The organism is Flavobacterium sp. (assembly GCF_031363805.1).
GTDB lineage: Bacteria > Bacteroidota > Bacteroidia > Flavobacteriales > Flavobacteriaceae > Flavobacterium.
This window is the reverse complement of the sequence record NZ_JANLVD010000089.1, coordinates 1-22182: the sequence shown is the minus strand read 5'-3', so window position 1 is coordinate 22182 and position 22182 is coordinate 1. Positions and strand designations below refer to the sequence as shown.

Annotated in this window: 24 protein-coding genes and 1 pseudogene; 19 read left to right on the top strand and 6 right to left on the bottom strand. The window is 31.6% G+C overall.

Features of this window, described 5'->3' with window-relative positions:
* The first annotated feature begins 11 nt into the window (after positions 1 to 11).
* The 12 genes from RMN92_RS05055 (at position 12) to ctlX (ending at position 10855) form a co-directional block, all read left to right on the top strand.
* Positions 12 to 1373, top strand: coding sequence for a pyridoxal-phosphate dependent enzyme (locus RMN92_RS05055; RefSeq protein ID WP_309608377.1), 1362 nt, complete (start codon positions 12 to 14; stop codon positions 1371 to 1373).
* A 96-nt stretch (positions 1374 to 1469) separates the two neighbouring features.
* Positions 1470 to 2240, top strand: coding sequence for a Fic family protein (locus RMN92_RS05050; protein WP_309608376.1), 771 nt, complete (start codon positions 1470 to 1472; stop codon positions 2238 to 2240).
* A gap of 34 nt (positions 2241 to 2274) precedes the next feature.
* A complete protein-coding gene (locus tag RMN92_RS05045) occupies positions 2275 to 2763 on the top strand; it encodes a 3'-5' exonuclease (RefSeq protein ID WP_309608375.1) in 489 nt (162 codons plus the stop codon).
* Between the two features lie 274 nt (positions 2764 to 3037).
* A complete protein-coding gene (locus RMN92_RS05040) occupies positions 3038 to 4306 on the top strand; it encodes a DUF2851 family protein (protein WP_309608374.1) in 1269 nt (422 codons plus the stop codon).
* 88 nt (positions 4307 to 4394) lie between these two features.
* Positions 4395 to 4622, top strand: a complete 228-nt coding sequence (locus RMN92_RS05035) for a PspC domain-containing protein (protein WP_309608373.1) — start codon at positions 4395 to 4397, stop codon at positions 4620 to 4622.
* Position 4623: 1 nt separating this feature from the next.
* Positions 4624 to 5499, top strand: coding sequence for a helix-hairpin-helix domain-containing protein (locus RMN92_RS05030; RefSeq protein WP_309608372.1), 876 nt, complete (start codon positions 4624 to 4626; stop codon positions 5497 to 5499).
* Between the two features lie 27 nt (positions 5500 to 5526).
* Positions 5527 to 6696 (top strand): acyl-CoA dehydrogenase family protein, encoded by a 1170-nt coding sequence (locus RMN92_RS05025; RefSeq protein WP_309608371.1) that lies wholly within the window; start codon positions 5527 to 5529, stop codon positions 6694 to 6696.
* A 369-nt stretch (positions 6697 to 7065) separates the two neighbouring features.
* Positions 7066 to 8349, top strand: coding sequence for a citrate synthase (locus RMN92_RS05020; protein WP_309608370.1), 1284 nt, complete (start codon positions 7066 to 7068; stop codon positions 8347 to 8349).
* A 78-nt stretch (positions 8350 to 8427) separates the two neighbouring features.
* The gene (locus RMN92_RS05015) at positions 8428 to 9342 is read left to right on the top strand and encodes an arginine deiminase family protein (RefSeq protein WP_309608369.1); all 915 of its coding nucleotides are present in this window, start codon (positions 8428 to 8430) and stop codon (positions 9340 to 9342) included.
* Positions 9343 to 9385: 43 nt separating this feature from the next.
* Positions 9386 to 9580: a hypothetical protein gene (locus tag RMN92_RS05010; RefSeq protein ID WP_309608368.1), complete on the top strand. Its 195-nt coding sequence runs from the start codon at positions 9386 to 9388 to the stop codon at positions 9578 to 9580.
* Complete coding sequence (locus tag RMN92_RS05005; protein WP_309608367.1) at positions 9568 to 9843, top strand: hypothetical protein; 276 nt, start codon at positions 9568 to 9570, stop codon at positions 9841 to 9843. The genes RMN92_RS05010 and RMN92_RS05005 overlap by 13 nt, the downstream gene beginning before the upstream one ends.
* Before the next feature lie 76 nt (positions 9844 to 9919).
* Positions 9920 to 10855: a citrulline utilization hydrolase CtlX gene (gene ctlX, locus RMN92_RS05000; RefSeq protein WP_309608366.1), complete on the top strand. Its 936-nt coding sequence runs from the start codon at positions 9920 to 9922 to the stop codon at positions 10853 to 10855.
* Positions 10856 to 10922: 67 nt separating this feature from the next.
* On the opposite strand, the gene RMN92_RS04995 is transcribed toward ctlX, so the two are convergent.
* From RMN92_RS04995 to RMN92_RS04985, 3 genes are all read right to left on the bottom strand, one after another.
* Positions 10923 to 11756 carry a chromophore lyase CpcT/CpeT gene (locus tag RMN92_RS04995; RefSeq protein WP_309608365.1) on the bottom strand — a complete coding sequence of 278 codons (834 nt, stop codon included), beginning with the start codon at positions 11754 to 11756 and terminating at the stop codon, positions 10923 to 10925.
* A gap of 5 nt (positions 11757 to 11761) precedes the next feature.
* Positions 11762 to 13192: an SDR family oxidoreductase gene (locus RMN92_RS04990; protein ID WP_309608364.1), complete on the bottom strand. Its 1431-nt coding sequence runs from the start codon at positions 13190 to 13192 to the stop codon at positions 11762 to 11764.
* Between the two features lie 237 nt (positions 13193 to 13429).
* On the bottom strand, positions 13430 to 14053 hold the full coding sequence (locus RMN92_RS04985) for a MarC family NAAT transporter (protein WP_309608363.1): 624 nt from the start codon (positions 14051 to 14053) through the stop codon (positions 13430 to 13432).
* A 107-nt stretch (positions 14054 to 14160) separates the two neighbouring features.
* On the opposite strand from RMN92_RS04985, the gene RMN92_RS04980 reads away from it, so the two are divergent.
* Together RMN92_RS04980 and RMN92_RS04975 are read left to right on the top strand one after the other, a co-directional pair.
* Positions 14161 to 14526, top strand: a complete 366-nt coding sequence (locus RMN92_RS04980; RefSeq protein ID WP_309608362.1) for a CoA-binding protein — start codon at positions 14161 to 14163, stop codon at positions 14524 to 14526.
* 239 nt (positions 14527 to 14765) lie between these two features.
* Positions 14766 to 16793 carry a M3 family metallopeptidase gene (locus RMN92_RS04975; RefSeq protein WP_309608361.1) on the top strand — a complete coding sequence of 676 codons (2028 nt, stop codon included), beginning with the start codon at positions 14766 to 14768 and terminating at the stop codon, positions 16791 to 16793.
* Between the two features lie 88 nt (positions 16794 to 16881).
* Here RMN92_RS04975 and RMN92_RS04970 read toward each other — a convergent pair whose 3' ends face one another.
* Together RMN92_RS04970 and RMN92_RS04965 are read right to left on the bottom strand one after the other, a co-directional pair.
* Positions 16882 to 17388, bottom strand: coding sequence for a hypothetical protein (locus tag RMN92_RS04970; protein WP_309608360.1), 507 nt, complete (start codon positions 17386 to 17388; stop codon positions 16882 to 16884).
* Between the two features lie 380 nt (positions 17389 to 17768).
* Entirely contained in the window at positions 17769 to 18905 is a 1137-nt protein-coding gene (locus RMN92_RS04965) for an ATP-binding protein (RefSeq protein ID WP_309608359.1), read from the bottom strand.
* Positions 18906 to 19161: 256 nt separating this feature from the next.
* Between RMN92_RS04965 and RMN92_RS04960 the strand changes: the two genes are divergently transcribed.
* The 5 genes from RMN92_RS04960 to RMN92_RS04940 are packed head-to-tail and all read left to right on the top strand — an operon-like array spanning position 19162 to position 21688.
* Positions 19162 to 19665, top strand: a complete 504-nt coding sequence (locus RMN92_RS04960; RefSeq protein WP_309608358.1) for a MarR family transcriptional regulator — start codon at positions 19162 to 19164, stop codon at positions 19663 to 19665.
* A gap of 51 nt (positions 19666 to 19716) precedes the next feature.
* The gene (locus tag RMN92_RS04955; protein WP_309608357.1) at positions 19717 to 20067 is read left to right on the top strand and encodes a hypothetical protein; all 351 of its coding nucleotides are present in this window, start codon (positions 19717 to 19719) and stop codon (positions 20065 to 20067) included.
* Positions 20051 to 20797 (top strand): hypothetical protein, encoded by a 747-nt coding sequence (locus tag RMN92_RS04950; protein ID WP_309608356.1) that lies wholly within the window; start codon positions 20051 to 20053, stop codon positions 20795 to 20797. The genes RMN92_RS04955 and RMN92_RS04950 overlap by 17 nt, the downstream gene beginning before the upstream one ends.
* Positions 20794 to 21234 (top strand): hypothetical protein, encoded by a 441-nt coding sequence (locus RMN92_RS04945; protein WP_309608355.1) that lies wholly within the window; start codon positions 20794 to 20796, stop codon positions 21232 to 21234. The genes RMN92_RS04950 and RMN92_RS04945 overlap by 4 nt, the downstream gene beginning before the upstream one ends.
* A 1-nt stretch (position 21235) precedes the next feature.
* Positions 21236 to 21688: an SRPBCC family protein gene (locus RMN92_RS04940; RefSeq protein WP_309608354.1), complete on the top strand. Its 453-nt coding sequence runs from the start codon at positions 21236 to 21238 to the stop codon at positions 21686 to 21688.
* Between the two features lie 2 nt (positions 21689 to 21690).
* Here RMN92_RS04940 and RMN92_RS04935 read toward each other — a convergent pair.
* A pseudogene (locus RMN92_RS04935) lies at positions 21691 to 22182 on the bottom strand (23S rRNA (adenine(2503)-C(2))-methyltransferase RlmN); the annotation flags it as partial.

The following is a 22182-nucleotide window of genomic DNA, read 5'->3' as shown; positions in this document are numbered from 1 at the left end:
TAATATCCAAAATGAAATACGCAAAAAATATCCTCGAAACCATTGGCAATACTCCATTAGTAAAAATCAATAAATTAACTACTGAAATAGAAGCATTAGTTCTAGCAAAAGTCGAAACTTTTAATCCAGGCAATTCTGTAAAAGACAGAATGGCTGTTAAAATGATTGAAGATGCAGAAGCTGATGGAAGATTAAAGCCAGGAGGGACAATCGTAGAAGGAACATCTGGAAATACCGGAATGGGATTGGCGCTGGCTGCTATTGTAAAAGGATACAAACTAATTTGCGTAATTTCCGATAAACAATCCAAAGAAAAGTCGGATATTTTAAGAGCCGTAGGTGCCAAGGTCATCGTTTGCCCAACCGATGTAGAACCCACAGATCCACGTTCGTACTATTCTGTTTCCAAAAGATTGGGAGAAGAAACACCCAATTCTTGGTATGTCAATCAATATGACAATCCGAGCAATTCTATAGCACACTACGAACAAACTGGACCAGAAATTTGGGAACAAACCGATGGGAAAATTACTCATTTTGTGGTTGGAGTAGGAACTGGCGGAACAATTTCTGGTGTTGGAAAATATTTAAAAGAAAAAAATCCAAATATCAAAATCTGGGGTGTCGACACTTACGGTTCTGTATTTAAAAAATACCACGAAACAGGAATTTTTGATGAAAATGAAATTTATTCTTACATCACCGAAGGAATTGGCGAAGATATTTTGCCAAAAAATGTCGATTTCTCTTTAATTGATGGTTTTACAAAAGTAACTGACAAAGACGCTGCGGTTTACACCAGAAGAATAGCTTTAGAAGAAGGTATTTTTGTTGGAAATTCTGCAGGTTCTGCCATAAAAGGAGTTTTGCAACTTAAGGAACATTTTACAAAAGACGATGTTGTTGTTGTTTTGTTTCATGATTCAGGAAGCAGATATGTAGGCAAAATGTTTAACGACGATTGGATGCGCGAACGTGGTTTTCTTGACGAAGAAATTACAAAAGCAGAAGATGTAATTAAAGATCATTTAGACAAACCATTAATTATTGTTCGTACTGAAGAATTGGTTTCGCACGCCATTGATCGTATGCGAAAATATAAAATATCTCAAATTCCAGTCATTGATATTACAGGATTTGTAGGTTCTGTGGACGAATCCGATTTGTTTCAAAGTTATGTATCCGATAAAAATGTGGCCGACAAACCTATTCGTGAATTAATGGGGAAACCTTATCCAATTGTCAAAGCAGGAACATCAATCGAAGAAGTTTCCAAACTTTTTACCAAAGAAAACCAAGCTGTTTTAGTGGAACTTGAAAATGGGAAACACCATATTATTACGAAATATGATATAATAGGTTCTATAAAATAAATTTATCAATATTTAAATCCTGTAACGTTTATAACTTTGCAGGATTTTTTGTTTTCAATACTTTTAATTTTATATTTGTTAGTAATCAAAATTTAAATGATACTCATTTCAGACATTTTACTGCAAGAATACATTGAAAATTTCCCATCAGGTTTAGAGGAAAAATTTAATGCGCTTCACGATGCAGAAATTTCAAATGATAGTTTTAGTTTTTATACTTCTGTGGCATCAGTATTTTCCAGTAAAATTGAAGGTGAAGAAATTGAATTGGATTCTTACATCAAACATAAAAAATTTGGCATCGAATTTTTGCCTGATTATACCAAAAAAATTGATGATCTATACTCAGCCTATATTTTTGCAAAAACAAATTCTTTGAATAGACATTCAATACCAAAAGTTCATGAAATTTTAGCTAAAAATATTGTTGCGCAACATCAGCAAGGTAAAAATAGAATTCATAATATGTATGTTGCATCAGATGATGGAAAAATAGAGTATGTGGCTATTTCTCCTTATCAATTAGATTCAGAAATGAAAAATTTTTATAATGATTTGGATGAATTGCTATTTAAGGAATTAAATTTCAAAGAGATATTTTATTACGCAAGTATAATTCATTTAGTTTTTGTAAAAATTCATCCCTGGAATGATGGAAATGGGCGTTCAGCCAGATTGATAGAAAAATGGTTTCTTTCAGAAAAATTAGGAGAGAAAGCTTGGTTTGTTCAATCAGAAAAAAACTATTATCAAAACCACCAATTGTATTATAAAAATTTGAGAGTTTTAGGTCTTGAATATGAATTACTCAATTACACCAAAGCGCTACCTTTTCTGCAAATGTTGCCTCAATCATTACTTCTATAAATTCTAATATCTAAATTCAGAAATCTTACATTATATGACTTTCACCGCCATCGATTTTGAAACTGCAACAGGGCACCCAGAAAGTGCTTGTGCTGTTGGAATAGTTACTGTCAATCACGGGATAATAACGGAAGAATTTTACACCTTAATCCAACCACCAAACAATGAATATTGGTACAGAAATATTATGGTTCATGGAATAAAACCTATAGAAACCATCAATGGGAAAACATTCGACCAATTATTTCCTGAAATTCAAAAACGGCTGTTTGGTCGCAAAATCGTAGCACACAACGAAGCTTTCGACAGGCGAGTACTTACCAAAACTATGAAGGCTTACGGTTTGTATTATGACGAACTAGAAATCGCCGACATGTGGGAATGCACCTGTAAGATTTATCGAAAAAAAGGTTATAAGCCAGCCAACTTGAAACATTGCAGTGATTTAAATAATATTGAATTAGTACACCACGAAGCTTTATCAGATGCGCGAGCTTGTGCAAAATTGTATTTGTTAAAGTAATTGTTTATTTTTTACATTAAATGCATTGGATGTAGTTTTTTATGGTTAATTATTTACTTTTATGTCACACTGAGCTTGTCGAAGTGCCTCATGATTGGTCTTCGACAAGCTCAGACTGACATTTTAGTTTAAATGATTGCATATTAATTAGAAATAATAAATTTTGAGTTATTGATTACATTCAACAGATTATATTTACATTAAATAACAATCGTATTTCGAACAATCGAACAATCGACTAATCAAAAAATCTAAAAATCGAATATTCTAACTTATGAAAGAAGATTTTCTCCACTACATTTGGCAATTCAAAAAATTTGATTTTACCCATTTAAAAACTACTTCAGGAGAAAATATAACTATTATTAAAGTTGGCGATTATACACAATTAGCTGGTCCAGATTTTTTCAATGCACAAATAGAAATTGACAATCAAAAATGGGCTGGAAATATCGAAATTCATATTAAATCATCAGATTGGTACGTACACAATCACGAACGAGACGACAATTATGATTCAGTAATTTTGCATGTAGTTTGGGAACACGATGCGACCATTTTTAGAAAAGACAATTCAGAAATTCCAGTTTTAGAAATCAAAAATTATGTCTCTAAGGATTTAATTCATCAATATCAAAGATTGAAGTCTAAAAAATCTTGGATTTATTGTGAAAACGAAATAAAAACGATTCCTCAATTTGTAATTAAAAATTGGCAAGAACGATTATTTTTTGAACGATTGGAAAGAAAATCAAACCCAATTCAAAATTTATTATTCGGGAATCAAAACGATTGGGAAGCAACACTATTTTGTTTTTTGGCTAAAAATTTTGGTTTGAATACCAATGGTGAAATTTTTTTTAAAATTGCCAAATCAATTCCATTTTCGATTCTAAGAAAAGAAACTTTTGATGTTGAAAATCTGGAAGCAATGTTTTTTGGTCAAGCATCATTATTAGAAAACGAAAAAGAAGACGCTTATTTTAAGAATTTAAAATCTCGCTGGGAATATCTTCAAAACAAATACATGTTGGAAAACGTGATTTTAGAACCAATTCAATTTTTCAAACACAGACCAGATAATTTCCCAACGATACGATTGTCGCAATTGGCGAATTTATATCAAACACATCAAAATTTATTTTCAAAAGTAATTGCTGCTAAAACTATTCAAGAAATATATCAAATATTTAATGTTTCAGTGAGTGAATATTGGCAAACACATTATAATTTTGATAAAATAAGCCCCAAAAAATCAAAATCATTATCCAAAGGATTTATCGATTTGCTTATCATTAATACCATAATTCCGTTTCGTTTTGCTTACGAGAAAAGCCAAGGCAAAGAAACATCAGAAGAAAATATTTATTTTTTGGAACAAATTGCACCCGAAAAAAATGCCATAATTGATAAGTTCAAATCAATAGGAATAGTTTCAAAAAATGCTTTTGAAACACAATCATTGTTGCAACTCAAAAATGAATATTGCAACAAAAGTGCCTGTTTGCAATGTGCAATTGGTTTAGAATTATTAAGGAATTAGATTTGCATATTTTACGATTGTTAAGTAACTAGTTTTTTGTAGTTTTACAAAACGAATAACCAAATAACCAAATTTTCAAACAAACGCAATGAGATTCGTTTTAAAATTAAAATATTTTTTCGAAAAACAAGGATTTCATGTTTCCTCTCGTTTGGCAGATAGGCTTGGAATGCGAGCCAATAGCGTGCGTTTGTTTTTTATTTATATATCATTTGTAACAGCTGGATTGTGGTTTGGAGTATATTTAACACTGGCTTTTTGGTTGCGATTGAAAGATTTAATTCGCGCCAAAAGAACTTCAGTTTTCGATCTGTAATATGAATTTCAAACAGTATTTTATTTTTAATAAAGAGCAAAGAGCAGGTTTGGCAGTTTTAGTCGGTTTGATTGTAATTTTTCAGCTTCTGTATTTTTTTGTAGATTTTTCAACAAATAAAGTAGTTTCTAAAGAAGATGAACAGTGGTTGTCAATGCAAACGGAAATTGATTCTATGAAAGGTATTGCAAATGAAGATAGTTATAAAATTTATCCCTACAATCCCAACTTTATTACAGATTTTAAAGGCTACAAACTCGGAATGAAAATTGCCGAAATAGATAGACTACTTGCTTTTAGAAAAACAAATAAATATGTCAATTCTGCTAAAGAATTTCAAGAGGTAACTAAAATTTCAGACTCTTTGTTGGCTACAATGTCACCCTATTTTAAATTTCCAGATTGGGTAAGCAATAAAAAGCAATACCCAAAATATGATAACTCAAATTTCAAAGATTTTTCAAAAAAAGAAAGAATTATTCTTCTAGACATTAATCAGGCTACTAAAGAAGATTTTGTAAAAATATATGGAATTGGCGATGCTATTTCAGATAGAATTCTGAAAGAAAAAGAAAAATTGGGTGCTTATGTAAATATGGATCAAATGCAGGATATTTGGGGATTATCGCCGGAAGTAATAGCGGAATTAAATTCTCATTTCAAAATTTCAGGTTCAACAGTAGTTAAAAAAATTGACATTAATAATTTGCCAATCAAAGAATTAACCAAGTTTCCTTATTTTAAATACGCTCTGGCTAAGGAAATAGTGACTTACAGAAGTATGAATTCAGGAATTAAAAACATTGATGATTTAACAAAAATTAAAGGTTTTCCTGTTGATAAAATAAAAATAATAGCCTTATATTTGGAATTCTAAAAAAAACAGATAAAAAGCCTTAGTTACATGAATTCAATTTACTTTACCGAAGAACACGAATTGTTTAGAAAAAGTTTGCAAGATTTTTTGCAAAAAGAAGTGGTGCCTCACATAGAAAAATGGGAAAAAACAGGCACAATAGAACGCTTCATTTGGAAAAAATTTGGAGAAATGGGTTTTTTCGGAATAGCATATCCTGAAGCCTATGGTGGAATGAATCTCGATTTATTCTATACAGTTGTGCTATTAGAAGAACTTCAAAAAATAAAATCATCAGGTTTTGCAGCAGCAATTTGGGCTCATGCTTATTTAGCCATGACACATCTAAATGCTGAAGGCGATGAGCGAATCAAGCAAGATTATTTGGCTCCAAGTATTGCAGGCGATAAAATAGGTGCGTTGTGTCTTACCGAACCTTTTGGAGGTAGCGATGTAGCAGGTATGCGAACCACAGCCACAAAACAAGGCGATAAATATATTTTAAATGGCTCAAAAACATTCATCACAAATGGTGTTTACGCGGATTATTATGTAGTAGCTGCAAAAACAAATATTGCATCAGGAAACAAAGCAATTAGTATGTTTTTGGTCGATACAAATCTAAAAGGAATAGCTGCAACCAAGCTAGATAAGCTAGGTTGGAGAGCTTCAGATACTGCCGAAATTGCATTCGATAATGTAGAAATTCCCCTAGAAAATTTAATGGGCGAAGAAGGAAAAGGTTTTCCTTATATTATGCAACATTTTGCATTAGAGCGACTTATAATGGCCATCAATGCACACGCAAGAGCCGAATATGCTATCGATTATACTATCAATTATATGTCGCAACGCGAAGCATTCGGCAAAACAATCGATAAATTTCAAGCATTGCGACACACTATGGTCGACCATGCTACCGAAGTTGAGCATTGCAAAATATTCAATTATGCAGCAGTAGCAAGACTAAACAAAGGCGAATATGTAGTAAAAGAAGCTACAATGGCCAAATTGAAATCTACAAAAGTAGCGGACGAAACCATCTATAGTTGCCTTCAAATGCTTGGTGGTTACGGTTATATGGAAGAATATCCTTTAGCTCGTTTATTAAGAGACAGTCGTTTGGGACCAATAGGTGGAGGAACTTCAGAAATTTTAAGAGAAATATTATCAAAAATGATAATTGATAAACAGAATTATAAGCCAGCTGTAAAATAATTTGTAATTTTTAAATAGGAGCCACTCCAGCTATTCGTTTCAACCTTTTTCAAAAAACAAAATTTTTCTAAACAAAAAAAGGAGCTTCCGTTGGTTGCTCTTTTTTTATTAGAAAAATAATTGTTTTTTTTCAAAAGGGTTTTCACTTCTATCTGGGCTAAAAATAAACAGTTGCCAAAATTTAATATTTGAAAATTATGAAAAAATGGGTTTATTAAAAGATTTCAACGATCTTAAGTAAATAAATTCCATAAAAAACAATTTTTATATAATATTTAACGAAATCGTTACCTTAAAATTTTTTTATTTAATAAGTATTTCCATAAATTTGTTAAATTATATATTTCAGATTAATTCCCATATTATATTATGTCAAAAACAGCAATATTAGAACTTGATGGAAATAAGTATGAACTTCCAGTTTTGGTTGGAAGCGAAAACGAAACAGCCATCGATATTAGTAAATTAAGAGATTTATCAGGAGCAATCACTTACGATCCTGGCTACAAAAATTCAGGTGTTTGTAAAAGTGATATTACTTTCCTCGATGGAGAAGAAGGAATATTACGTTACAGAGGATATTCTATCGAAGATTTGGCCGATAAAGCAGATTTTCTTGAAGTATCATATTTAGTGATTTTTGGCGAATTGCCAACTAAGCAAGAGCTAGAAAATTTCGAAAGAAATATTCGAAAATACACATTGGTTAACGAGGAAATGAAAAACATTATTGATGGTTTTCCAAAAACTGCTCATCCAATGGGTGTTTTATCTGCTTTGACAAGTGCTTTGACCGCTTTTAATCCTAAAATGGTTAATGTAGAAAATGACAAAGAAATGTATGAAGCCATTTGTAAAACAATGGGCAAATTTTTGGTGCTTGCTACTTGGACTTACAGAAAAAGTATGGGTTTCCCATTAAATTATTATGACAATACAATTGGCTATGTAGAAAACTTTATGCAATTAATGTTTAAACTACCAACTGGACCTTACGCTTCAAATCCAGTGGTTGTTGCAGCATTAGATAAATTGTTCATTTTGCATGCAGATCACGAGCAAAACTGTTCTACATCTACTGTCAGAATGGTGGGTTCTTCTCATGCTGGATTGTTCGCTTCTATTTCCGCAGGAGTTTCTGCACTTTGGGGACCACTTCACGGTGGCGCAAACCAAGCAGTACTAGAAATGTTGGAAGATATTCAAAAAGATGGTGGCGATGCCGATAAATATTTGGCCAAAGCAAAAGATAAAAATGATGAATTCCGTTTGATGGGATTCGGTCACAGAGTATATAAAAATTTTGATCCAAGAGCCAAAATTATTAAAAAAGCAGCCGACGAAGTTTTAAGAACATTAGGTGTTGATGATCCTATTCTTCAAATTGCCAAAAAATTGGAAGAATCTGCCTTGGTAGATGAGTATTTTGTATCAAGAAAATTATATCCAAATGTCGATTTTTATTCAGGAATAATTTATCGAGCATTAGGAATTCCAACGGATATGTTTACAGTTCTTTTTGCAATTGGTCGTCTTCCTGGTTGGATTGCACAATGGAAAGAAATGCGTGAAAATAAAGAACCTATTGGTCGTCCAAGACAAATATATACTGGGCATCCGTTGCGTGAATTTAAAAGCGTGGATAAAAGATAATTTCTTAATAATTTAAACAAAAAGCTTCTCTTTATCGGGAAGCTTTTTCTATATTTGCTCGAAGCCAAAAGCTATTTTATGTTAGAATTAAATGTTAAAAACGAATCCTCGAGATTGAGAGCAGTTGTGTTGGGATACGCACTCAATAACGGACCCACACCCAGTATTGATGAGGCTTACGATCCAAAATCATTGGAACATATTTTGGCAGGAACGTATCCTGTGGAAGAAAATATGGTCAAAGAAATGGAAGCTTTTAATAAAGTTTTCCAGAAGTATGATGTCAAAGTGTATCGTCCTAAAATGATAGAAAACTACAATCAAATTTTCACTCGCGATATAGGTTTTGTTATAGATGATACTTTTATTAAAGCCAACATTCTTCCAGATAGAGAACGTGAGTTAGATGCAATTCAATTTGTTATTGACCAAATAAATCCAGCAAAAGTAGTTCGTCCGCCAGAAGAAGTGCATATCGAAGGTGGCGATGTAATTTTGCATGATGATTATATTTTTATTGGAACTTACAAAGGTTCAGATTATAAAGATTATATTACAGCCAGAACAAATATGCAAGGTGTTGCCTATATAAAAAATTTATTTCCAAATAAAATAGTTAAAGAGTTTGATTTGGTAAAATCAAAAATTGAAGCAAGAGACAATGCCCTACATTTAGATTGTTGTTTTCAACCTATTGGAAATGGAAAAGGAATTATTTACAAAAGTGGCTTCCGTGAAGAAGCAGATTACATGTTTTTAGTCAAGTTGTTTGGCAAAGAAAATTTATTTCATATCACGCGCGATGAAATGTATGATATGAATTCGAATGTTTTTTCAATTGCGCCGAATGTGGTAGTTTCTGAAAAAAACTTTGTAAGATTAAATACGTGGCTTCGTGAAAACGGATTTATTGTAGAAGAAATTCCGTATGCCGAAATTGCCAAACAAGAAGGATTACTGCGATGTTCGACTTTGCCACTAATTAGAGATTAAGTTGGCAAATTTTTGTTATATTTGAATGCAAAAAGCAATAAATATGGAAACTACAACTGCTAAAAAAGATATTATCGATTGGATTTCCTCGCTAGATGATGAAAAACTTTTGACGGAAATTGCAAAGATTAAACGAAATGCCACTTTTAATTTTGAAGAAGAATTTAAAAAAGGAATTTCATTGGAAGACGCTAGACAACGTTCTATAAAAAAAATCAGAAGTTATTGGAAGAAATAAACATAGTTTTCACAGATGAAGCGTCTAGTTATTTAGACGATTTAATTCAAATCCTTTACAGAAAAGAATATTTTGGATTTGTTGAAAGTGCCGAAATATATGTTTCTGATATTTATTATTTTATAAAAGATAATATAAAAGATTTTCCAAACAAAAAAACTCCTTCCGAGCTCCAAAATTTAGGAACGAATTATATTTTTATAAAACTAAATCTAGAACAGTTTGGTACATCTTCTTTGAAAAATCTAACGAAGATTACTTGATAACACATATAATTAATAATCATTGCGATGAAATGAAGTGGTTATAACCCACAACTCATAACCCACAACAATATAAATGAAACAAACAACCAATTCCATACTCATGATTCGTCCGGTAGCATTCCGAATGAACGAACAAACAGCCGTAAATAATTATTACCAAAAAGTACTCGACGGACTTTCTGCTGAGACGGTTAATGCAAAAGCACAAGAAGAATTTGACACTTTTGTAAACAAATTGCGAATGGTAGGTATCGATGTTACAGTAGTTGACGACACCCTAGATCCCGACACTCCAGATTCTATATTCCCAAACAATTGGATTTCATTTCATGACAATGGCGATGTGGCTTTGTACCCGATGTTTGCAGAAAACAGAAGACTAGAACGTAGAGAAGAAATTTTAGACATTCTAGAAGATAAAGGTTTTGTAGTGAATGATATTATGGATTATTCTTCTGCTGAAGAAGATGGCTTTTTTCTAGAAGGAACTGGAAGTATTGTTTTAGATAGAGAAAATGATAAAGCTTATTGTGCATTATCACCAAGAGCTGACGAAGAATTATTTATTGAATTTTGTGAAGATTTTGAATATACACCAGTTATTTTCGAAGCTTTTCAAAAAGTAAATGGTGAAAGAAAATTAATTTATCATACCAATGTGATGATGTGTATTGGTGATACTTTTGCCGTTATTTGTGCTGATTGTATCGACGATAAAAAAGAAAGAAAGTTAGTTCTAGATAGCTTGAAAGGCGATGGCAAAGAAATTATTTTGATTACCGAAGATCAAATGAATAATTTTGCAGGAAATATGCTAGAATTACAAGGAGCAGACGATCGCAGGTATCTTATCATGAGTGCTTCTGCACATAAAAGTTTGACTAAAAAACAAATTGCACAACTAGAAGAGCACATTACTATTTTAAGTTCAAGTTTGGATACTATCGAAGCTTGTGGCGGCGGAAGTGCCCGTTGTATGATGGCAGAAATTTTCTTACCTCAGGAATAATCTCAATATAAATCAGGATATGCAATTAAAAAAATGATTTTTTTTAATTGCATATCTATCAAAAAAACTATTTGGCTATTGTTTTTGCTGGAGTTTTTACCACAACTTTTGATGTGGTTTTGGTACTTGATTTTACAACTGGTTTTGTAACAGCTATTTTTGATTCTGTTTTTGTTTTTGGTTTAACTTCTGTTTTAGGTTTAATTTTTGGTTTTGACACTTCAATTATTTTTTCAAGAATATAACCACCTTTCGTTGCGCCCCAAACTTGCTTGTTTCTTTTGTCGAAGCCTTGATCCCAAGCTATCATTTTGCCTTTGGTGAGTGTTATTTTTGAAGTAGCATATTCAGCACCTCTCAATTCGCTAGGACAAGTTTTTCTACCGCTTTTCCCAGTAAAACTACTGTCCTTCTCACGCTTAAATATCACTTCGCAACCTTGTTTTAATTCCAAATCTTTTTCTGAAAGCGCATCAAATAGCTTAGGATTTTTATATTTCCCTATCCATTTTTGCTCATTTTTAATACCATAAATTTCATTTATAATTTCATTATTATTTTTTTGAATATACTTATAAATTTTAATTCTGTAGGGCTTATTTTGTTTGGTAAACAATGATTGTTCCACATACATATAATTCCCTTTGTTTTTCCAAATCGGAGTCATTCGTAGTGTTATGTAGTAATAAGTCTTGTCTGTTTTCGATTGCGCTTTGGATGAGTAACTACCTTGCATATTAGCAAAAAAATCGTTTAAAAATTTGGGATCGTTAGCAATAGGTTTTTGTTTTGCAACTGGTGCAGTTTTTTTGCTAGGAATTGAAATAGACGATGATGTACTATCGGTTTTACAACTAATAATTGTATTGGTAATTAGTAAAAAAATTATAATTTTCTTCATGGGTTTTAGTTTTTTGAATTGGCAATATTTCGTAACATTCCGTCAAATATAAAAAAATGAAATGGAATCATAGCATACCAGTACAATCTTCCGAAAATTCCGATAGGTCTAAAGGTTGCAATTTGGTGTAAAATATCGTTTTCATCTATCCGAAATTCAAGCCATGCTTCACCTGGAACACGCATTTCGGCAAAGAGTAATAATCGTTTTTCTTCTTTGTTAGCAAGCAATACACGCCAAAAATCAAGCGCATCTCCACTGTCAATTAATGTCGGACTGGTTCTTCCTCTGCGCATGCCCACGCCACCAAATAATTTATCAATCATACCGCGGGTTTTCCACATCCAATTCCCATAATACCATCCTCTTGCGCCTCCAATAGACCAAATATTTTCTAAAGCTTGTTCTGGATTCTCTAATTTTAGAGATTTACTGTCTTTTAAGCATCCAAAAGTAGGCACTTGAATATAGGCTGATAAATTTTGTTTAAATCTGCTACTTGACAGACTGTCTTTCCAACTGGAAATGACCAAATTTTGTTCAATTTTTAAAAAAGCCAGTTTTATGGCATCAACATAGGAAATAGGTTTGATTCCCAGTATTTTTTGCAAACGATTGTCTTTGCAAATTACTTCCATTTTCATACTATCTACCAAATTCATTGCCAATTTATAAGAAGTTGATGTCACAAAATACAACCAATAGGAAGATAATTTGGGTGTCATGATTGGAATGGTTATAATAAGCAATCTAATACCTCGAGTTTTAGCATACAATTGCATCATTTGTTTGTAGGTTATCACATTTGGCCCACCAATATCAAACGATTGATTAAAGCAATCTTCTCTATTAATAACACCAGTTAAATATTTAATAACATCTCGAATGGCAATGGGTTGCGATTTTGTTAAAACCCATTTTGGTGTAATCATAATAGGCAACTTCTCGCAAAGATCTCGAATAATTTCGAATGAGGAACTTCCAGAACCTACTATAATTCCAGCTTTTAAAACTGTTAATTTGTGTTTGCTTTGTGATAATATTTTCTCCACATTGCTTCTGGATTGCATGTGTTTGGACAAATTTGGATCATTGACAATGCCGCTCAAGTAGATGACTTGTTTGGTTTGAATGGCTTCCATATAAATATTGAAATTTTTGGCAGCTGTGGCTTCCATAATATCGAAACTGCTTGTTGACGATGCCATGGAATGAATCAAGAAATAAGCAACATCTATATTTTGAGGAATATTTGCAAGATTTGGATTTTCTAGAAAATCGACTTCCCAAATGGTGACTCTGGACAATGTTTGCTTGTCCAAACCCAACCTTAACTGGTCGCGAACGCAACAAACTACTTCGTGACCTTGTTCGAGCAGTTCAGGAAGCAATCTTCTGCCAACATAACCGTTTGCACCTGTTAACAAAATTTTCATACGTAGATAATTTCTATAAAGTTACAAAAATTATTGAAATTTAGAACGAAATGCTAGTTTTAGCCCAGATCGAAACGGAAATCCTTTTGAGAAAAAAGCTATTTTTTGCCTATTTTGAATGGCGACCAAAGGAAGCCAATTCAAAATGGTGCAAAAAAAGTTTTTTGAACAAAAGATTGAAGTGTAGTGCTGGACACTAGCTTCAGTGAACTGGCGAAGCAAATAGCTTCAAAAAAATTAAATTCCTCGAACGATACTTAATACGGAACTTATAATGTATTGAACGCCAATAGCTATGGTTAAAAAACCAACTATTCTTGAAATGGCTACAATGCCTGATGTTCCCAAAATTTTAGATAGGTAATGTGCACTTCTGAGTATTAAATAAATGACTACTGATACTGCAAGAATGGCAAAACTTGACGATAGCATTTCGGGCGTTGTGTGGTGTTCTTGATAATATGCAATGAGTAGCGATATGGATCCTGGTCCCGCCAACATTGGCATGGCCAGCGGTGTGAGCGCAATATCGTTGCGAATTTGAATTTCTTGTTCTACCTTTTTATTAATTCCTTTGTTCTTATTGAATTTTCCATTTAAAAGCGAAAAACCTGAACTTGCAATGATAATTCCGCCGGTTATTCGAAGTGCATTGATCGTAATTCCGAAAAATGAAAGTACATATTGACCCACAAAAAACGAAATAATAAGAATTATAAATACATCAATGGCGGTCCAAAAAGAAATTCTAGAACGCTCGGATTTACTATCGTGCTGGGTTAAGCCCACAAATATAGGCACGGTTCCTATTGGATTTAAGACTGAAAACAGAGCGAAGAAAAGATAAATAAAAATCTCCATAGTTTTTTTGCGAAATTAGGTCAACTTTGTTTAGCAAATTTAAACTTAAAAACAACGTAACGTTAAAAATAGCAATTAAAACAACCTTTTTTTTGTAAATTTGCGCCATGAAAAATAAAAAAACATTGGTTTTAGGCGCGTCTTCAAAACCTGATCGTTACGCTTTTAAAGCTATTACGATGTTGGTCGAAAAAGGACATTCTGTTATTGCAATAGGTCAAAATGCTGGCGAAGTTGCTGGAATAAACATTAGAACCAAAAATATTCCTCTAGCAAATATTGACACTGTTACTTTATATCTAAATCCTGCGCGTCAGCGTGATTATTACAATTATGTTGTGGAAGCCAAACCAAAACGTGTAGTTTTTAATCCAGGAACCGAAAATCCAGAGTTTTATCAATTGCTTGAATTGAATAAAATTAAAGTGGAAATTGCTTGTACTTTGGTGTTGTTGGCGACCAATCAGTATTAATTTTTTTTGAAGCCAATCCTGCTGTTCGTTTCAATTTTTTGTCAAAATAATTTATTTTCAATGTCCAAAAGGTCCCGATAGCTATCGGGATTGGTCGCTCTTTTAGCCAAGAAAATAATATTATTTCTTCCTTCAAAATTTCCACTTCCATCAGGGCTAAAGCCATCAGTTAAGTTCAGTCATAAACTTTAAAATAATTTCTAATCTTTAAACTTTGCGCATTTGCGCCTTTGCTAGCAATGAAAATACTAACCTCAACGTTTAACACAAAATACGATACAGCACCATTTTTACAAATTAAAATGGAAGATTACAAACCAGCTTTTATCGAAAATATAAAATCTGCAAAAGCAGAAATTGATGTCATAATCAACAATCCAGAAATGCCAACTTTCCAAAACACAATCGAAGCCTTGGATTTTTCAGGAAATGCATTAGATAGGTTATCGTCTATTTTCTTTAACTTGAATTCGGCAGAAACCAGCGAAGAAATGCAAAAAATCGCACAAGAAGTTACGCCATTACTAACCGAATTCAGCAACGACATCACCTTAAACGAAGACTTATTTAAAAGAATAAAATCGGTTTACGAACAAAAAGATACTTTAAATCTTACAACAGAACAAGCGACATTATTAGACAAAAAATTCAAAAGTTTTTCTAGAAACGGAGCTTTATTATCCGATGAAAAAAAATCAAAGCTTCGTGAAATTGATACCGAATTGGCAAAACTAAAACTGATATATAGCGAAAATGTTTTAGCAGAAACCAACAATTATCAATTGCATATCACAAATGAAAATGATTTAAAAGGTTTGCCTGAAGGAACAATCGAAGCGGCAAAAGCATTAGCGAAAAGCAAAAATTTAGAAGGTTGGATTTTTACACTCGATATGCCAAGTTATTTACCATTTGTAACTTATGCCGAAAATCGTGAACTTCGAAAAGAAATTTCAATCGCAGCTGGAAAAAAAGCATTTCAAAATAACGAATTCGATAATCAAGAAATCACTTTGAAAATTGCAAAATTACGTTTTGAAAGAGCGAACTTGTTAGGATACAAAACCCATTCGCACTTTGTTTTGGAAGAACGAATGGCGCAAAATCCAGAAAAAGTAAAATCATTTTTGAATGATTTATTAATCAAAGCAAAACCTGCAGCTGAACGTGAATTTGCTCAACTATCAACTTTCGCAAAAGATTTGGACGGAATTGATCATCTTGAAAAATGGGATGGACCGTATTATTCTGAAAAATTGAAACAAAAATTATTCAATCTCGATGACGAAAAACTAAAACCTTATTTTCAGTTGGAAAATGTTTTGAATGGCGCATTTACAATTGCCAATAAATTATTTGGATTAACGTTTACCGAAATTTTTGATATCGACAAATACCACGAAGAAGTTACCACTTACGAAGTAAAAGATGAATTCGATGAATTGGTCGCTATTTTCTATGCTGATTTTTTTCCAAGAAAAGGAAAACGAAACGGTGCCTGGATGACGAGTTACAAATCGCAATATATAAAGGAAGGAAAAAATGAACGTCCACATATTTCCAACGTTTGCAATTTTACAAAACCAACCGAAACCAAACCTTCACTTTTAACTTTCAATGAAGTAACCACTTTATTCCACGAATTTGGTCATGGTTTACACGGAATGTTGGCAAATACAGTGTACCCAAGTTTGTCTGGAACATCAGTCTATTGGGATTTTGTAGAATTGCCTTCTCAAATTATGGAAAACTGGTGTTACGAGCCGGAAGCTTTGGCATTATTCGCCAAACATTATGAAACTGGCGAAATAATTCCGCAAGAATACGTCGAAAAAATCAAGGAAAGTGCTAGTTTTCAAGAAGGAATTGCAACTTTGCGACAATTGAGTTTCGGGTTATTGGATATGGCTTTTCATAGCAACAATCCATCTGAAATTACCAATGTAAAAGCATTTGAAAAAACAGCATTTGAAGGCACAACTTTATATCCAGATGTTGCCGAAAATTGTATGTCGGTTTCCTTTTCACATATTTTTGCTGGCGGCTATTCTTCTGGATATTACAGCTACAAATGGGCAGAAGTACTTGATGCAGATGCATTTGCATTCTTTCAGGAAAAAGGAATTTTCGATAAGGAAACAGCAACAAAATTCAAGGACAATGTACTTTCAAAAGGCGGAACCGAATTGCCAATGGAATTGTACAAACGCTTTCGCGGACAAGAACCAAAGGCGGATGCTTTATTGAAGAGAGCTGGGTTGGTTTAATTTCTTATAATCAAAAAAGCCATTAAGTTACTTTACTTAATGGCTCTTTTTGATATAACTTACTTTTTTAAAAGTAAAAGTTATGTTATTAATTTAATGAATTCATGTAACTCACAAAATTTTTCAATGCCGTTGGTGGATTAGTTTTGTCAAATTCTTGAGAAGTATAAATAACTCCATTGTAGCTAATTTCCAAAGTTTGAGCTAAATCTGCACCAGAACATCTTAAACAGGTTGATGGTTCATAACTTGACACTTTTACTAAATTTAGAGCTGAAAACTTTTGTTTGAATGTTATCCATTTTGCAGTATTCATTTTTACAGTCGTAGGCTGTACAACTCCACTACTATTTCTTGTCATATATCCGTTGTTGATTGATATTGATGAAGAAAAACCTCTTGTAATCGTACTTATGGTTACAACTGTTGAAGCATTTATTGTTTTCGCAGCTATGTTATTATTTAATTCAGCCGAATTATTTTCAACAACAACAATCGGTGATTCAGATTTTACTGCTGGATTGCTCATTATTTCGTCTGTAGTGCAGTTAGATAAAAAAATTGACGCGATTGATAAAATTAATAGTTTTTTCATTTTGTTTTTTTAAAATTGTTTATAAAATTATGAGTGCAAATTTAAAACAACCTTTAGTAAATCCTAGACTGAAACAAATTTTTAGGAAAATTTGATATTTCTGCTGTATATAACAACTATTTATCAAAAAATAGCATAATTAGTTTAGATTGCCTTTTTATAAATATCACAAACTTTGTTGAGAATTATTATCGAATTTTTAATCTGTAAAATATTACATATACAAATTATTTATCTAAAACTTATTTTGTTTATTAATATAATAATTTTACAAAATATCAATAATATCTTAATCTATGACATAATTCTCATCTCAAAATTTGAGAGTTTTTGTGATTAATTTCTATTATGGATAATAATTTAGCTTAAAACTTAACCTACTAAAGATTTATTAAATAATTAAGCTTTAAAAAATCCCTGAAATTATTCTTATCCAAAACTAAAAAAGTTGGATTGTAAGCATCCTGAAAAGATTTTGGTAATTTTACTTTTTTAGAATTTGCCCATTTAAATTCAAACGCACTTACATTATCGGCATTGGTTTCAATATAATCTATTTCTTGTTGCGTTGTAGTGCGCCAAAAATAGGGTTTTGCCAAACTTTGAGAATACGATAATACTTTCATTCTTTCAGAAACTAAAAAATTTTCCCATAAGGCACCTTTGTCTTGTCGCAAATCCAAATTATTGAAATTTCCGATAACCATATTCCGAACGCCATTGTCATAAAAGTAAATCTTTTTATTGGCTTTAATCTCATTGCGAATGTTTTTCGAAAAACTATTCAAACGAAAAACTACAAAACTTTTTTCTAACAAATCAATGTAATTATTAACCGTATTCTTATCTACACCAACTAGTTGTGCAATTTCGTTATAACTCACTTCACTCCCAACTTGCAATGCCAATGCTTGTAGTATTTTTTCTAAAACATTTGATTTTCGAATTCCTGCCAAAGCTAAAATATCTTTATATAAATAACTTGAAACCAAATTTTTAAGAATTTCATATTCGTTGCCAAAATTATTAATCACATCAGGATACATTCCATAAAGCAATCGCAATTCGAGTTGCTGTTGGGCTTTCATAAAACCAACATTTTTCTCAAATTCGTTCCAGGAAACTGGATACATTTGAAATTGAAATTTTCGACCTGTCAATGGTTCTTGAGTTTCATTGTTAATATCAAAAGCCGATGAACCAGAAACTATTACTTGAACATCTTTAATTTGATCCACCATAATCTTCAACTTCAAACCAATATTTGGAATGCGCTGCACTTCATCTATAAAAACATATTTATAGTCACCAATAATGTTTTTTAAGTTTTCAGTATTGGCATTCGATAAAGTTTCTGCTACAGTATTGTCATCACCATCTAAAAACAAGTAGTCATTTTTGTTTAAAATAGCATTTATCAAAGTAGTTTTTCCAACTTGCCTTGGACCAATAAGCACAATGACTTTGCCTTTATGCAGTTTTGCTTTTAAATTTGATGTTAAATCTCTAATTATCATCGTTATAATTTTTTACAAATATATAAATTTATTTTCTATTCACCAATATTATACACTTTTTGGTGATTGTATTCACCAATATAATATATTATTTAGTGATTGTATTCACCAATATTATATTTAATTTGGTGATTACGTTCACCAATATTACTATTTTTAATTTCAAAAAATAGAATATAAAATAAACTTTCATTTATTATTGAAAGTTCAAAAACATTTACATATCTTTGTAATGTCAAATAAATAAATCCAAAAAATGGAGTTCAGAGAAGCAAAAAATAAATTCGTTCAAACTTGGGGCGCATTGGGAAGTCAATGGGGAATTAACAAAACTATGGCGCAAATTCATGCTTTACTGATGGTTTCCAACGATGCCATTTCCATGGAAGATATTATGGAAGAACTACAAATTTCTCGTGGAAATGCATCTATGAATTTGCGTGCTTTGATGGATTGGGGGATTGTTTACAAGGAATACAAAGCTGGTGAACGAAGAGAATTTTTTACAGCCGAAAAAAATTTAGACGAATTGGCCGTAAAAATTGCTAGAGAACGAAGCAAAAGAGAAATTAGACCAGCATTGAAAGTATTGAAAGAAGTTTCATCTATTGAAACAAATAATTCTGATGAAGCCAATCATTTTATTGATCAAACCACAAAATTATATGATTTTGTTTTAAAAGCCGATAATATGTTGGAAAAAGCAACTGAATTTAAAGACAATTGGTTGGGGAAATTGGTTTTAAAAATAATGAAGTAAAAAAAATTAAGAATAACTTTCATTTTTTTCTGAAAGTTTAAAACAAAAATCATGAAAAACATAAACTATCTAAATTACTTTGCAGTCGGATTACCGTTATTAATACTGATTACTTATCCATTATTCAAAGAAGGCGCATTAATTTTTGCGCTCTTGTCAACTATACTTACTGGTCTTATTCAATTTATATTAGGAATAAAGATGCTAATTGATGAACCTAAAAATAAAAACCTTAAAACTTATATTATACTTGTCATTGTATTTTTCTTAACATTATTTGTAACCTTCAGTATGCAAATTAATGAAATTATAAAATATCTTTTATTTGCTTTCCCACCAATATTAGCAATTTACCTATCTGTAATAATATATAAAAAAGCTCATAATGAAAACGCTAACTAACCAAACCTTATTATTCGACGAAGATTGTCCACTTTGTCGAATTTACACTTCTGGATTTATAAAAGCTGGAATGCTTGACGAAAATGGCAAGAAACCATATTGTCAATTATCTGATGAGGAACAAAATTTTATCGATGTAGAACGCGCTTCAAACGAAATTGCATTGGTCGATAATGAAAACAAAACCGTGATTTATGGCATTGAAAGCTTATTAAAAGTTATCGGATTTTCATTTCCATGGATAGAAAAAGTTGGAAATATAAAACCTATTAAATACTTTCTAAAAAAATTATATTCATTTATTTCTTATAATCGAAAAGTAATTATTCCGAGTAAAATTAAAAAGGAAATTAAGTTGCAATGTATTCCAGATTTTAGTTATAAATATAGAATTTTGTATATTTTATTTGCAGTTTTTATTTCAAGTTTAATTATAAATCAGTATTTAATTTCATTCTCTATTCTTAAAATAATTTCGTTTTTTGCTGTTTTATTACTTGTTCAATGCACTTTAGTTTTAAACCATTCTAAAGAAATTATACTAAATTATTTTGGAAATTTTTCAACAAGTATTTTATTTGGCACCTTTCTTTTACTTCCACTATTATTTTTAAATTCAATAACAAATCTTCCAGAAATTAGTTTGAAAACATATTTTTACACCATTATTTTCATAGTAATAATTGATGTTTTCAGACGAATTCAAATCATAAAATTCAATGTAAAATGAACCTAACAATCCCAAACTGGCTAATTATCATAAGTGGAATTGGTCAAATTTTCACCGCTTTAATTTATCCATACATTCGCCATCAAGTCTTTGATTGGTATAATGATGTTAAAAAACTAAAACCTCTAAATCAAGAGATTGCAAAAACCTATGGAAGATATATTCAAGGATTAAATTTTTCTTTTGGATTAATTGCGATTTTATTTACAACCGAATTGAAAGAACAATCAGCACTTGCAGTAGCTTTAACAGGGTTAATTGCGGCTTATTGGGTTGGAAAAGTGGCAACACAAATTGCTTATTATCCAATGTATGACATTCCAAAAAAAAAATTATTTAAAGTTGGAGGTTATTTTATGAACACACTTTTTGTGATTTTTGCAGTGGTAAATACAATGCTTTTTATTCATAATTTAGTTGGACACTATAAATTTTAAAATGACAACCATAAACCTTTTCACAAAAATAAACGCACCAAAAAGAATAGTTTTCGACTTATCGAGAAATATTGATGTCCATCAGAATTCTGCAAGTAACACCAATGAAAAAGCAATTGCTGGAATAAAATCTGGACTCATAAACCTGAATGAAACAGTCACATGGCGTGGCAAACATTTCGGGTTTTACTTAACCCACAAAAGCAGAATAACCGCCATGGATTTCTACGATTATTTTGTTGATGAAATGGAAGAAGGAAAATTCAAATCGTTCAAACATGAACATACTTTTGTTGAAAAAGAAGGTAAAACGGTCATGATCGACAACTTGAATTATGAAACACCTTTTGGGATATTTGGAAAAATATTTGATGAATATTTTCTAAAAAAACATCTAACAAATTTTATTTTAAAACGAAATAAAGTTTTGAAGTATTTAGCAGAAAATCAATAAATTTAAACCTCTTTATTTGCCAATTGACCACAGGCGGCATCAATATCTTTTCCTCTGCTTCTGCGAACTTTGGCAACAATTCCGTTGGATTCCAAAGCTTTAATGTAAGCATTTATAGATTCGTCTGAAGCTTGCTGAAACTCGCCGTCATCAATAGGATTGTATTCAATTAAATTGACTTTGCAAGGCACATATTTGCAGAATTTGACCAAGGCATCAATAGAAACTTTATTATCATTAATATCTTTCCAAACAACATATTCGTAAGTAATTTTACTTTTTGTTTTTGCATACCAATATTCTAAACTTTCTCGTAAATCTGCCAAAGGGAAATTTTTTGAAAAAGGCATAATTCGAGACCGAATATCATCAATTGCGGAATGTAATGATACTGCTAGTTTAAATTTAACTTCATCATCTGCCAGCTTTTTGATCATTTTAGGAACACCAGAAGTGGAAAGTGTAATCCGTTTTGGCGACATACCCAATCCTTC